The sequence below is a fragment of the Micromonospora sp. NPDC006766 genome, from assembly GCF_040636055.1.
Lineage (GTDB): Bacteria > Actinomycetota > Actinomycetes > Mycobacteriales > Micromonosporaceae > Micromonospora.
The window spans coordinates 185247-198575 of record NZ_JBEYIX010000003.1 but is presented as its reverse complement, the minus strand read 5'-3'; the positions used below and the strand labels follow the sequence as shown (position 1 = coordinate 198575).

Annotated in this window: 12 protein-coding genes and 1 pseudogene; 6 read left to right on the top strand and 7 right to left on the bottom strand. The window is 72.3% G+C overall.

Annotation, left to right across the window (positions count from 1 at the left end):
• The first annotated feature begins 87 nt into the window (after positions 1–87).
• Positions 88–1305 carry an NADP-dependent isocitrate dehydrogenase gene (locus tag ABZ671_RS06550; RefSeq protein ID WP_357852262.1) on the top strand — a complete coding sequence of 406 codons (1218 nt, stop codon included), beginning with the start codon at positions 88–90 and terminating at the stop codon, positions 1303–1305.
• 294 nt (positions 1306–1599) lie between these two features.
• On the opposite strand, the gene galT is transcribed toward ABZ671_RS06550, so the two are convergent.
• The 4 genes from galT to ABZ671_RS06530 form a co-directional block, all read right to left on the bottom strand.
• On the bottom strand, positions 1600–2718 hold the full coding sequence (galT, locus tag ABZ671_RS06545; protein ID WP_357852260.1) for a galactose-1-phosphate uridylyltransferase: 1119 nt from the start codon (positions 2716–2718) through the stop codon (positions 1600–1602).
• A complete protein-coding gene (locus ABZ671_RS06540) occupies positions 2715–3503 on the bottom strand; it encodes a DeoR/GlpR family DNA-binding transcription regulator (protein ID WP_357852257.1) in 789 nt (262 codons plus the stop codon). Before ABZ671_RS06540 ends, galT begins: the two co-directional genes overlap by 4 nt.
• 146 nt (positions 3504–3649) lie before the next feature.
• Complete coding sequence (cysC, locus tag ABZ671_RS06535) at positions 3650–5179, bottom strand: adenylyl-sulfate kinase (protein ID WP_357852254.1); 1530 nt, start codon at positions 5177–5179, stop codon at positions 3650–3652.
• A 105-nt stretch (positions 5180–5284) separates the two neighbouring features.
• Positions 5285–6811, bottom strand: a complete 1527-nt coding sequence (locus tag ABZ671_RS06530) for a glycosyltransferase family 2 protein (protein ID WP_357852251.1) — start codon at positions 6809–6811, stop codon at positions 5285–5287.
• 243 nt (positions 6812–7054) lie between these two features.
• Between ABZ671_RS06530 and ABZ671_RS06525 the strand changes: the two genes are divergently transcribed.
• From ABZ671_RS06525 to ABZ671_RS06510, 4 genes are read left to right on the top strand one after another with little or no spacing between them, the layout of a single operon-like run.
• The gene (locus ABZ671_RS06525; protein WP_357852249.1) at positions 7055–7969 is read left to right on the top strand and encodes an ABC transporter ATP-binding protein; all 915 of its coding nucleotides are present in this window, start codon (positions 7055–7057) and stop codon (positions 7967–7969) included.
• Positions 7962–8846 (top strand): ABC transporter permease subunit, encoded by an 885-nt coding sequence (locus tag ABZ671_RS06520; protein ID WP_357852246.1) that lies wholly within the window; start codon positions 7962–7964, stop codon positions 8844–8846. Before ABZ671_RS06525 ends, ABZ671_RS06520 begins: the two co-directional genes overlap by 8 nt.
• Positions 8843–9796, top strand: a complete 954-nt coding sequence (locus ABZ671_RS06515; RefSeq protein WP_357852243.1) for an ABC transporter ATP-binding protein — start codon at positions 8843–8845, stop codon at positions 9794–9796. Before ABZ671_RS06520 ends, ABZ671_RS06515 begins: the two co-directional genes overlap by 4 nt.
• Position 9797: 1 nt before the next feature.
• On the top strand, positions 9798–10508 hold the full coding sequence (locus tag ABZ671_RS06510) for an ABC transporter permease (protein ID WP_357852240.1): 711 nt from the start codon (positions 9798–9800) through the stop codon (positions 10506–10508).
• Positions 10509–10556: 48 nt separating this feature from the next.
• Here ABZ671_RS06510 and ABZ671_RS06505 read toward each other — a convergent pair.
• Positions 10557–10787: pseudogene (locus ABZ671_RS06505) on the bottom strand (hypothetical protein); the annotation flags it as partial.
• Positions 10788–10801: 14 nt separating this feature from the next.
• Between ABZ671_RS06505 and ABZ671_RS06500 the strand changes: the two are divergent.
• The gene (locus ABZ671_RS06500; protein WP_357852237.1) at positions 10802–10990 is read left to right on the top strand and encodes a zinc ribbon domain-containing protein; all 189 of its coding nucleotides are present in this window, start codon (positions 10802–10804) and stop codon (positions 10988–10990) included.
• Between the two features lie 153 nt (positions 10991–11143).
• Here ABZ671_RS06500 and ABZ671_RS06495 read toward each other — a convergent pair whose 3' ends face one another.
• A complete protein-coding gene (locus tag ABZ671_RS06495) occupies positions 11144–11665 on the bottom strand; it encodes a methylated-DNA--[protein]-cysteine S-methyltransferase (RefSeq protein WP_357852234.1) in 522 nt (173 codons plus the stop codon).
• Positions 11662–13158 carry an AlkA N-terminal domain-containing protein gene (locus tag ABZ671_RS06490; protein WP_357852231.1) on the bottom strand — a complete coding sequence of 499 codons (1497 nt, stop codon included), beginning with the start codon at positions 13156–13158 and terminating at the stop codon, positions 11662–11664. Before ABZ671_RS06490 ends, ABZ671_RS06495 begins: the two co-directional genes overlap by 4 nt.
• Positions 13159–13329 lie beyond the last annotated feature (171 nt).

Here is a 13329-nt window from a genome sequence, read left to right as displayed (position 1 = left end):
CAATCGGAGGCCGGCTGGGGCGCCCCGACCAGTTTCCAGTACGCTCGTACTGCTTGAGCACGTGTCCCCCGAGAGGAGCGCCGGCCGATGGCGAAGATCAAGGTAAACAACCCGGTCGTGGAACTCGACGGCGACGAGATGACCCGGATCATTTGGAAGCAGATCCGGGAGCAGCTGATCCTGCCGTACCTCGACGTCGACCTGCACTACTACGACCTGTCGATCGAGCACCGCGACGCCACCGACGACCAGGTCACCATCGATGCCGCCAACGCCATCAAGGAGCACGGCGTCGGCGTCAAGTGCGCCACCATCACCCCGGACGAGGCCCGGGTGGAAGAGTTCGGCCTTAAGAAGATGTGGCGGTCGCCGAACGGCACCATCCGCAACATCCTCGGCGGCGTCGTCTTCCGCGAGCCGATCATCATGTCCAACGTGCCGCGGCTCGTGCCGGGCTGGACCAAGCCGATCGTCATCGGCCGGCACGCGCACGGCGACCAGTACAAGGCCACCGACTTCGTCGTCCCCGGCCCGGGCACGGTGACCATCACCTACACCCCGGCCGACGGCAGCGCGCCGATGGAGATGGAGGTCGCCAACTTCCCCGGCGGCGGCGTCGCCATGGGCATGTACAACTTCGACGACTCGATCCGGGACTTCGCCCGCGCCTCGATGCGCTACGGCCTGGACCGCGGCTACCCGGTCTACCTGTCGACCAAGAACACCATCCTCAAGGCGTACGACGGCCGGTTCAAGGACATCTTCGCCGAGGTGTTCGAGAACGAGTTCAAGTCGCAGTTCGAAGCGGCCGGCATCACCTACGAGCACCGGCTGATCGACGACATGGTCGCCGCCGCGCTCAAGTGGGAGGGCGGCTTCGTCTGGGCCTGCAAGAACTACGACGGTGACGTGCAGTCCGACACCGTCGCCCAGGGCTTCGGCTCGCTCGGCCTGATGACCTCCGTGCTGATGACCCCGGACGGCCGTACCGTCGAGGCCGAGGCCGCGCACGGCACCGTCACCCGGCACTACCGGCAGTACCAGAAGGGCGAGAAGACCTCGACCAACCCGATCGCGTCGATCTACGCCTGGACCCGGGGCCTGGCCCATCGGGGCAAGTTGGACGGCACCCCGGCGGTCACCGAGTTCGCCAACACCCTGGAGCGGGTCATCATCGACACCGTCGAGGGGGGTCAGATGACCAAGGACCTCGCGCTGCTCATCTCGCGCGACGCCCCGTGGCTGACCACCGACGAGTTCATGGCGGCGCTCGACGAGAACCTGGCTCGCAGGCTCGCCGCCTGATCCCGGGTACGCGTCACGACGGGGCCCGCCGGCTGATGCCGGCGGGCCCCGTCGCCTCTGCCGGCCGCGTCACCGCAGGTGACAGCCATCGTTGAGGGTGGTGGACGGGATCCCAGTCCCGTCCAGGAAGGTTGACCGCGGTCGCCTCGCGGCGTGAGTGCCGATCAGCCAGCCTTCCCGGCTGTCGCGCACAGCCGGCCGTCCCTTCCCTTGCGGGGGGCCCTGTCCCGGGCCCCCCGCGCCCTGTTGGCTCTGCCCAAGTGTTAAGAGGGGGCCCCTCCTCTACCGGAGGCGTTAAGAGGGGGCCCCTCCTCTACCGGAGGCGTTAAGAGGGGGCGCCTCCTTGCGTAGTAGCTCCGCCGCGCGCTCGGGGGCGATGTCGGTGATGAAGACCCCCATGCCGGACTCGGAGCCGGCCAGATACTTCAGCTTGTCCGGGGCTCGCCGGACGCTGAACAGCTGCACATGCAGATGCCCCAGTTCGCGGTCGACGCGCACCGGCGCCTGGTGCCAGGCGGCGACGTACGGCATCGGCAGGTCGAACAGCCCGTCGAAGCGGCGCAGCACGTCGAGGTAGAGCGGGCCGAAGGCATCCCGCTCGGCGTCGTTCAAGGCCGGGATGTCCGGCACCGGGCGGTGCGGGGCGACGTGCACCTCGAACGGCCACCGGGCGGCCGCCGGGACGTACGCCGTCCAGTGTTCGTTGCTCGCCACCACCCGGTCCCCGGTGGCACGCTCGGCGGCGAGCACGTCCGCGTACAGGTTCTTGCCGCCGGTGCGCGCGACGTGCCGGCGGGCGGCGGCGAGCATCGCCCGCGTGCGGGGCGTCACGAACGGGTACGCGTAGATCTGGCCGTGCGGATGGTGCAGGGTCACCCCGATCTCCACCCCCCGGTTCTCGAACGGGAAGACCTGCTCCACTCCGGGCAGTTCGCCGAGCACGCTGGTCCGGTCGGCGAGTGCGTCCAGCACGGTCCGCACCCGCCGTGGCGAGAGGCTGGCGAACGAGGCGTGGTGGTCGTCGGTGAAGCAGACCACCTCGCACCGGCCCTGCCCTGGGCGTACCGGGGTGAACGGGGTGATCCCGGCCGGCTCCGCGGCGACCCGTTGGCTCAGCGCCGGAAAGCGGTTCTCGAAGACGGCCACGTCGTAGTCGGGGGCGGGGATCTCACTGAGCCGGCCGTCCCGGGAGGGACAGAGCGGGCACTGGTCAGCCGGGGGCAGGAAGGTGCGGGTCTGCCGGTGCACCGCCACCGCCACCCACTCGTCGGTCAGCGGGTCGTACCGGAGCTGGGACGCCGGCGGCGGCGGGGGCAGCTCGCGCCGGTCCGGCTGGTCGCGGACCGCGTCGTCCCGCTCGTCGAAGTAGAGCAACTCGCGGCCGTCGGCCAGCTCGATCCGGGTACGCCTCACTGCGGCCTCTCGGCGCCCGGCACCACCACCAGCTCGCCCACCCGGTCCGCGAGCACCCGACGCGCGTCCGCCGCCAGCCGGTCGTCGGTGACCAGCACGTCCGCGGCGTCCAGCCCGACGATCGAGGAGATGCCGACGGTGCCCCACTTGGTGTGGTCGGCGAGCACCACCAGCCGGTCGGCCGTGGCCACCAGGGCCCGGTTGGTGTCCGCCTCCATCAGGTTCGGGGTGGTGAACCCGGCCCGTTCGCTGATTCCGTGCACACCGAGGAAGAGCAGGTCCAGGTGGAGCGCCCCGAGGGCCGCCACGGCCAGCGGGCCGACCAGTGCGTCGGACGGGGTACGCACCCCGCCGGTGAGCACCACGGTCTGGTCCGGCCGGCCGACCACGTGCAGGATCTCAGCCACCGGAAGCGAGTTCGTCACCACGGTCAGCCCCGGCACGTCGACCAGGCGGCGAGCCAGCTCGGCGGTGGTGGTGCCGGCGGACAGGGCGATCGCGGCGCCGGGGCGGACCAGCCGCGCGGCCCGGTCCGCGATCGCCGCCTTCTCGGCAGACTGCCGCACCGCCTTGGCGTGGAAGCCGGGCTCGTCGGTGGAGCCGGGGCCGGCGAGGGTCGCCCCGCCGTGCACCTTGGCCAGCAGCCCCCGCTCGTGCAGCGTCTCCAGGTCCCGCCGGATGGTCATGTCGGAGACGCCGAACTCGGCGGCCAGCTCGGTGACCCGTACGCCCCCGGCGGCGCGGACCCGTTCCAGGATGGCCGACTGCCGCTGCCGCGCCAGCACCCGCCGTCACCTCCGGCTCTCGCGGCCACGTGCCCATGCGGCCGAACGTGTTCCAACAAAGACGAACGCTATCGCGCAGGAAGGCGTGGCGAAAGGAAGGGACGCGCCCGCCCCGACCGCGGCCGGCGGGTTGCCGACGGGGACGGTCAGGCGGACTGGGGGCGGGACTCCACCCAGCCGGTCTCGGTCAGGTGTTCCAGCACCCGCTGCACCGCCTCCTCGACTGTCAGATCCGTGGTGTCCACCACCAGGTCGGCGTCGGTCGGCTCCTCGTACGGGTCGTCGATGCCGGTCATCCCGGTGATCAGGCCGGCCCGGGCCCGCGCGTACAGGCCCTTGCGGTCACGCTGCTCGCACACCTCGAGCGGAGTCGCGACGTGGACCAGCAGGAAACCGGCCCCGGCCGCGTGCGCCATCTCCCGGGCGGTGATCCGGGCCGCCGCGTACGGGGCGATCGGGCAGCAGATGCCGACCCCCCGGTGCCGGGCGATCTCGGCGGCCACCCAACCGATCCGGCGCACGTTGGCGTCCCGATCGGCCTTGCTGAAGCCCAGCCCGGCGGAGAGCTCGCGGCGCACCACGTCACCGTCGAGCAGCGTGATGCTGCGCTCGCCGCCCTCGCGCAACACGTCGGCCAGGCCGCGGGCGATGGTCGACTTGCCGGAGCCGGACAGCCCGGTCAGGAAGACCACCAGGCCGCGATGCCGGCGCGGCGGACGGGCCCGAGTCAGCTCCTTCGCCACCGCCGGCGGGGTGTGCCACTCGGGCAGCGGGAAGCCTCGGTCGAGCAGGTCGTCGATCTCCTCCTGGCTGAGCGCCAACCGCCGGTTACGCGGCGGGATGTCCTCCCGCCAGCGCCACTGCCCGTCCCGGTTGTCGTAGGCCAGCTCGCGCGGCACCAGCACCCGCAGGCCAGCACCGGAAAGCATCCCCTCGGTGGAGAGCAGGTGGGTGACCCCGTACGCGGCGGCGACCCGGGCCCGCAGCAGCGCGTCGCTGATCTCGTCGCGCCGCCGGGCCAGCGGCACCGCCACCAGAGTGGCCGGGGGCATCCGGTCACGGGCGGCGAACACGGCGCGGACCAGCGCCTCGGACGGGAGCCCGCCGGTGCCCTCGTCGCCCGCCGGGATCATCACCAGCAGGTGCGCGCCCAGGGTGCGGGCGGCGTGCGCGATCTGCGCGAGCTGCGGCCGGTGCAGCGGCCGGTCGGCGAAGATGCCGAGCACCCGGCCCGGTGGCAGCAGCGCCCTGACCTCCTCGGGGCTGCGTCGCAGCCGCTGGAACGGCCCGTGTCCGCCGTCGCCGAGCCGGCGCACCACGCCGCCGACGCCAACCATGCCCTCGCGGACCGGCCAGGCGTCGGTCACGTCCATCGCGGCCACCGGAGCACCCTCGCCGTCGGTGAGCACCAGCGCCCGGCGCAGCGGGTCGTCCAACTGCAGGTCGTCGGCGAGTGGCGCCGGCACCTGCAGGGTCACCGGAACCGGCCACGGCGTCCCGTCGGCCAGCTGGCCGCGCCGGCCCAACGCGACCAGGTCGGCCCGGGTCATGAAGCCGGTCAACGGCGCGTACGCCCCGGTCAGCAGCAACTGCAGATCGGCCAGCTCACTGGTTCGAGGCGCGTACGCCGGCGCGTCGCGCAGCACGTCCTCGGGCAGCACCCACCCGTTGCTCATCAGACCCCCAACTCACCGGCCGGCACACAGTTTCTCAGCCGGCCGCCGATCGGTCGAGAGCGCCATTGCTCTCCCGGGCGTCGTCGGCCGAACTCGGCCGACGGGTCACCGCGCCGAAACCGGTCGGGTGCCCGGGCGGGAAATGAACCGACGGGCCGCCCGGCGGAGCCGGGACCAGAAGGAGCGATCGTTGTGCACCCGCGGCCGGGCGCCGTCCACGGCACAGCTTACGGGCAGCGCCAGGCCGACGTCTCTCGTCCAGCCCGCGCTGCTCACCCGCGCCCGCAGCTGCCAGGTTCCCCGGGTACGGCCACCGTTCACCGTGGTGAAGTCCACCTCGGCGACCGCCCGGTACCGGATCTTCAGCTGGTTCCCGACGGGCACCCGCTCGATCTCCACGGTGACCGGCAGGAAGATCTCCTCCTGGGTTTCCTCGCGGCGGGCGACGAGGTCCACCTTGCCGGCGGTGGCCGCAACCTCGACGCCCGGCACAGCCACCCAGTCCACGGGGATGACCGGCAGGTCCCGGCCGTCGGCGCTGAACCGCATCGGCTTGTTGCCGACCAGCAGTTGGGCGGAGAAGTTCACGGTCAGCATGGGCCCGCTCACCTTGCCGCGATGCACGGTGGCCTGCGCGCGGACGCCCGACTCCCACTCGGCCAACCGGCGCAGGTCCGCGACCCGGCCCTGCTCGGCAAGGTAGGCGATGGCCCGGAGCAGCGGGGGCAGACTGGCGGCCACGCCCGGGGCGAACCGGTCCCGCAGGATCTGTCGGATCTCCGCCGCGACCTGGTCGAGCCACTCCGTCGGGGCCTCCGTCAGCCGGCGCCCGCGCAGCCGGTCAATCATCTCGTGGCGCAGCCAGCGCCGGTGCACCCGGTCACGCAGCGGCCCGGGTGGGATGTGCGCGTCGATGATGTCGAGGGCTTCGCGCAGGCCGTCGTAGTACTCCGCCGGGTCCAGCCGGGTGGCCGTCACGTTGCCCCCGTCTGTCCGGCGGTAGTGGTGGTAGCAGGTGTAGTCCGACAGCACACAGGTCCGCTCGGAGAGCAGGTACGCCCGGATCACCATGCGGTGGTCCTCGAGCCGGCGGGGCATCCCCTCCGGAAACCGCAGCTCGTGCTTGTCGAGGAACGACCGCCGGAACAACTTGTGACAGGTCATGCTGTCGACCAGCGGCGCGTTCGCCAGGGTGGCGTCGAACCGGTTCTGCCGGAACAGCTCGCGGGGCACGGAGCGCCCGTGCCCGGCCATCTTGCCCACCACGATGTCGGCGTCGTTCGTCCGGGCGCAGGCGTACAGGCGCTCCAGCGCCTCGTCCGCGAACCAGTCGTCGTCGTCCGCGAAGAAGACATACTCGCCCCGGGCCTGTTCGACCCCGAGGTTGCGGGGGCGGGACGGCCAGCCCGAGTTCTCCAGGTGCAGCACCCGAAAGTGCGGGTGCCGGGCGGCCAGCTCGTCCAGAAGTTGCGGGGTGTCGTCACGCGAGCCGTCGTCGGCGAAAATCACCTCGAACTCGCCGGGCGGCAGGGACTGGCGCTCCAAGGATGTGACGAGCCGGTCGAGGTGGGGCGCGCAGTTGTGGGTGGGCACCACCACGCTCACCTTGGGACTGTCCGCGCCGATAGCCATGATCTCTCCGAAAGGATCGGTCGGCGTCACCCCGGGCAGGGCGCCGGCTCTCGTGCGGAGGCCGGTACGACAGGCGAGACTTTAGTGCCCCGGAGTACCCCCAAAGGCCCATTTCGCAGATATCACGAATATCGCCGCCGCTTCATGTGACCAGCACCTAAGGGGCCGGGCCAGTGGAGATCAGGGAATCGCCGGGGTCCCAGCTCATCCCGGAAAGTGCCCCGACTCCCTACGCTGGTCGGCGTGACACTGCTCGCGACCGAGTCGCTGACCAAGACGTACGGGGGTCGAGTCACCGCGTTGACCGACCTCACGGTGTCGGTCGAGCCGGGGATCATCGGGCTGGTCGGTGCCAACGGCGCCGGCAAGTCCACTCTGATCAAAATCCTGCTGGGCCTGCTCGCTCCGACCAATGGCCGGGTCCGCGTGCTCGGCCTCGACCCCACCACCGACCCGGCGGCGGTCCGCGCCCGGGTCGGCTACATGCCCGAACACGACGCCCTGCCGCCCGACCTGTCCGCCGCCGAGCTGGTCACCCACCTGGGTCGGATCAGCGGGCTGCCCCGCACGGTCGCTCGGGAACGGGCATCCGAGGCGCTGCGCCACGTCGGCCTCCACGAGGAGCGCCACCGGGCCGTCGGCGGCTACTCCACCGGCATGAAGCAGCGGGTGAAGCTCGCCCAGGCCCTGGTGCACGACCCCGACCTGCTGCTGCTCGACGAGCCCACCAACGGCCTCGACCCGGCCGGCCGCGACGCCATGCTCGCCCTGATCCACCGGATCGGCACCGAGTTCGGCATCTCCGTGCTGGTCTGCTCGCATCTGCTCGGCGAGGTGGAGCGGATCTGCGACACGCTCGTGGCCATCGACGGCGGGCGGTTGCTGCGCGCCGACCGGATCGCCGCGATGACCTCCGCCACCGACGTGCTCGCCGTCGAGGTGAGCGAGGGTACGGACGAGCTGGCCGCCCGGCTCGCCGCGCTCGACCTGCCGGTGTCCCGGGAGGGGCGGCTGCTGCTCGTCCCGCTCGCCGACGACGCCACCTACGACCTGATCCTCGGCGCGGTCGCCGAGCTGGACCTGCCGCTGCACCGGCTCGACCAGCGGCGGCACCGGGTGGCCGAACTCTTCGCCACGAGGGAGCCCAGCCATGCCTGAGCCGACCGGCGTCATCCACGACATCGGATACCAGCGTTACACCGGCCCCCGGCTGGGGCGCCGGCACGTCTTCGGCGCGCTCTACCTGCACGGGCTGCGGACCGCGTTCGGCCTGGGCCGGTCCGCCAAGGCGAAGATCTTTCCCTGGCTGGTGCTCGGCATCGTGGTGATCGTCGCCGCCGGGCTGACCGCGGTACGCACCCAGACCGGCCAGGTCGTCATGACGTACGCCCAGTTCGCCGACGCGATGAGCTGGCTGGTCATCTTCTTCGTCGCGGTGGTCGGGCCGGAGCTGGTCTCCCGCGACCTGCACAGCGGGGTGCTGCCGCTCTACTTCTCCCGGCCGCTGCCCCGGACGGACTACCCGCTGGCCAAGCTGCTGGCGCTGATGACCGCGCTGTGGCTGCTGCTCGGCGGGCCGCAACTGGTGATGTTCCTCGGCGCGGCGTTCACCACCGACCGGGGTATGCGCGGGGTCTGGGACGAGCTGCTCGACCTGCTGCCCGGCCTGCTCTACGCCGGGCTGTGGGCGGTGGTGTTCGCCTCGATCGGGCTGCTCATCGCCTCGCTCACCGGCAAGCGGGCGTTCGCCGCCGGCGGGATCGTGGCGGTGTTCCTGATGACCGCGCCGGTCGTCGGCATCCTGTCGATCATGCCGTCCCGGACGGTCAATGAGCTGGCCTTCCTCGCCTCGCCCTCGACACTGGTTGGTGCCGTCGGCACCTGGGCGCTGGGGGACCTGCTGGTTCCCGAAGGCCGGGTCGGCGGCATCCCGATCGGCGACTTCGGCCCGCTCTACGGCGTCGCCGCCGTCCTGCTGGTGACCGGCTGCGTCGCCCTGCTGTTGCTGCGATACCGGAAGGTGGCCGCCCGATGACCACGATCAGCGCGGAGGCGGCGGCCCCGACCACGCCCGCGTCCACCCTCGACCTCGCCGGGGTCTCCCGCTGGTACGGCAACGTGGTGGCGGTCAACGACGTCACCATGCGGCTCGGGCCCGGGGTGACCGGCCTGCTCGGGCCCAACGGCGCCGGGAAGACCACCCTGCTGCACATGATGGCCGGCTTCCTCAGCCCGTCCCGGGGGGCGGTCACCCTCGACGGGGAGCCGACCTGGCGCAACCCGGGCGTCTACCGGCGGCTCGGCCTGGTCAGCGAGCGGGAGGCGGTGCAGACCTTCCTCTCCGCGTACGAGTTCGTGCTGGCCAGCGCGAAGCTGCACCGGCTGCCCGACCCGGAGGCCGCGGCCCGCCGGGCGATCGACCTGGTCGAGATGGCGGACGCGCAGGACCGGCGGATCGGCACCTACTCCAAGGGCATGCGGCAGCGCACCCGGGTGGCGGCCGCGCTGGTCCACGACCCGCAGGTGCTGCTGCTCGACGAGCCGTTCAACGGGATGGACCCGCGGCAGCGGCTGCACATGATGGCTCTGCTGCACCGCCTCGGGGACGCCGGCCGGACCATCCTGTTCAGCTCGCACATCCTGGAGGAGGTCGAGCAGGTCTCCGGCACCGTGCAGGTGATGGTCGCCGGCCGGCTGGCCGCCTCCGGTGACTACCGGACCATCCGCCGGCTGATGACCAACCGGCCGCACGTGTTCGCGGTGCGCTCCACCGACGACCGGGCCCTCGCGGTCGCGCTGATGGCCGATCCGTCGGTGACCGGCGTGGAACTAGGTCGGGACGAGCTCACCGTTCGGGCCGGCGACTACGGCGCCTTCACCCGGGCGCTGCCGAAGATCGCGCTGGCCCGGGGCGTCCGGGTCCGGTCGCTGACGCCCGAGGACGAATCGCTGGAGAGCGTCTTCTCCTATCTGGTGGGGGCCTGACATGTCGACCGTTACCTGGATCACCGCCCGTGGGCTCTTCGGCCGGCGCCGGTTCCTGCTGCTGCTTCCGCTGCCCGCGCTGCTGTTGGCGCTCGCGATCGTCTCCCGCGCCCTGGGCGTGCACCCGAGCCAGTGGGGGCCGCCGGTGCTCGTCGGGCTCGGGTTGGCCGTGGTGCTGCCGGTGGTCGCGCTGATCGTCGGCACCGGCGTGCTCGGTGCCGAGATCGACGACGGCACGGTGGTGCACATCCTCACCAAGCCGCTGCCCCGCTGGCAGATCGTGCTGCCGAAGCTCGCGGTCGCCACCGGGGTCAGCGCGGCCACCGTGGCAGTCCCGCTCTACGTCGCGGGCGTGCTCGCCGATTCGGTACGCCTCGGCCTGGCGCTGGCCGCCGCCTCGGCGCTCGGCGCGCTGGCCTACTCGGCGCTGTTCCTGGCGCTCAGCCTGCTGACCCGGCGGCCCGTGCTGCTCGGCCTGGTCTACGTGCTGATCTGGGAAGGGCTGCTCGGCCGGTTCGTGGACGGCACCAAGGTGCTCTCCATCCAGCAGTGGGTCATCGCCCTCGCCGACCGGATCGCCCCGACCGAGTTGCTCGGCACCACGGTCTCGGTCCCGGTCGCCGTGGTCATGGCCGCCCTGGTCGCGGTCGGCTCCACCGTCCTCGCCATCGACCGCCTCCGCTCCTTCAGCGTCGCCGGCGAAACCAGCTGACGTAAGGAGGGGCCCCTGTTAACGCCTCCGGTAGAGGAGGGGCCCCAGCACGTCCGGGTCGCCCACGAACCCGCCCGGTGCCCCGCGCTGCGCCTCCTGGTGGCCCGGCGGCGGCTCGCCGGACGGGTCGACCGGGAGTATCGACTCGTCGGGTGTGAGAGGGTGGCACCAGTCCGGCTCGCCAACGTCGTCGAGCCGGTACCACACCGGCACCGGCACGCCGAAAAGGCGCTGCCGGCTGACCAGCCAGTCGCCCACCCAGTGCTCGTAGCGGCGACGCGGCCTGGCGGCAGTTGCGCGCCCTGCTGGAGTGCAAAGCCGACTGGTACGGCCGGTACCTGGTCGTCGTGGACCGCTGGTTCCCGTCGTCGAAGCTGTGCTGCGGGTGTGGTGCGTTCGCTGAGCGGATGCCGTTGAACGTGCGGTCGTGGACCTGCCGGTGCGGGCAGACCCACGACCGGGACGTCAACGCGGGCCCGTAACCTTCTGGCCGCCGGACTGGCGGTGACAGCCTGCGGAGACGGTGTAAGACCTCAACGAGAGTCCTCTCGGACGGGGCGGTCGTCGGCGAAACAGGAAACCCCGAGGGCGACCAAGGGAATCCCCGTCCTTCAGCTTCAGGGGCCGGGAGGATGTCAACGACCGATCGTAGGCAAGGGCCGCCCCTCATGGCCGAGAAGCCACTCCTTCACGTCCAACCCCCAGCGGTAGCCGCCCAGCGTGCCGTCGGTGCGCAGTACCCGGTGGCACGGGACGAAGAGGGCGGCGGCGTTACGGGCGCAGGCCGCCGCGGCGGCGCGTACCGCGGCCGGTCGCCCGGCCAGCTCGGCGAAACCGGTGTACGTCACCGGCTCGCCCGGCTTCACGTCGCGCAGCACCTGCCAGGCGTGGGCCTGGAAGGCACCGCCGGTGTGCTGCTCCACCGGAATCGCGTCGATCGCGGCCAGGTCACCGGCCAGGTAGGCGCGGACCGCGGCGGTCACCGGGCCGAGCTCTGCCCGATGCCGCAGGTCGCCGCGCAGGCTCGGATGCATCAGCGGCACGAGCGTGGCCGGATCGGCGGTGAACCCGGCCGCCCGGACCGCCCCGCCCGGTCCGGTGAGCATGCTGAGCGGGCCGGCGGGGGTGTCGGCGATGCTGCTGTCCAGGATGGTCATGACGTTCTCCAGAGTCTGATCACCGCGTACGACCGCCAGGGGCGCCAGCGGTTCGCGTACGTGTCGAGGGTCTTCGGGTCGTCGGGCAGGCCGAGCGCGGCGGCGCCCCGGCGTACGCCCAGGTCGGTGGGGAGGAAGACGTCGGGGTCGCCGAGGGCCCGCATGGCGACGTAGCCGGCGGTCCACGGCCCGATCCCGGGCAGCGCGAGCAGCCGCCGTACCGCCTCCTCCCGATCCCCACCCGGCTCCAGATCCAGGGTGCCGTCCGCGACGGCCCGCGCCACCGCCCGGATCGTCTCCCGCCGGGCCCCCGGCATCCGAAACCCCACATCCTCCACGCCGAGTAACTCCTCCGCGCTCGGAAACGCCCCCAACCCTCCCTGTCGATCATGAGGTTGGCGGCGGCTCGGGAGATCCACATCGCCGTCAACCTCATGATCAACGGGGAGGTTGAGGGGGGCGGTCGCGGAGCGGAGGTGAGTGAGGGTGGTGCGGGCGGAACGGAGGGAGATCTGCTGGGTGGTGATGGCGCGGACGGCCATTTCGAAGCCGTCGACGGCGTGGGGGAGGCGGACGCCGGGTTCCGCCCGGACGGCCGGGGTCAGGGTGGGGTCCTGGGCCAGGGTGGTGTCGATCGCGATGGGGTCGGCGTCCAGGTCGAGCAGGCGGCGGCAGCGGGCCACCGCAGGAGCCAGGTCGCGCATGTCGGCCAGGCGCAGCGTGGCGGTCACGTACCCGTCGGCCGGGGTCAGCGCGACCGTGCCGGTACCGTGCGGCAGACGCAACCCCCGGTGGTACGTCCCGTCGCGCACCTCCTCGACGCCGGGCAGCGCCCGCAGGGCGAGGAAGTCCAGCAGTGCCGCCGCGTGCAACGGCGGCCGGTACGCCAGCCGCAGCGTGATCGTGCCCGCCCCGCCGGTCGCGGGCTGCCGGCCTCGGCTGATTCGCAGCTCGGACGGCGTCGCCCCGTACACCTCGCGGACCGTGTCGTTGAACTGCCGGACGCTGCCAAAGCCGGCGGCGAACGCGACCTCGGCCAGGCCGAGCCCGGTGGTCTCGATGAGGGTACGGGCGGTCTGGGCACGCTGGGCCCGGGCCAGCGCCAGCGGCCCGGCGCCCAACTCGGCGCGGAGCATCCGGTGCAGGTGCCGCTCGGTGTAGCCAAGGCGGGCCGCCAGCCCCGGCACGCCGTCCCGGTCGACGACCCCGTCCGCGATCAGCCGCATCGCCCGCCCGACCACGTCGGCGCGGACGTCCCACTGCGGCGAGCCCGGAGCGGCGTCGGGACGGCAGCGCCGGCAGGCCCGCAGGCCGGCGCCCTGCGCCGCGGCGGCGGACGGAAAGAACCGGACGTTCTGCCGCTTCGGCGTCATCGCCGGGCAGGACGGCCGGCAGTAGATCCCGGTCGACGTCACGCCGGTGTAGAACCAGCCGTCGAAGCGCTGGTCCCGGCTGTCGACGGCCCGGTAGCACCGTTCGAAGTCCAACTCCACGCCACCGATACTGCCTCGCAGCTCCAGCCCTCGGCTGGCGGGATTCGGACCCGACCGTACGCCCTGCCTGCCGCCTCCGCGCCGCGCCGCCCGACACGGTCAGTGGAACGCCATTGCGAGGCGATCGGCTATGCCCGGCGGTCGCCGTTCCGCAGGGAAGGACGACCGCCG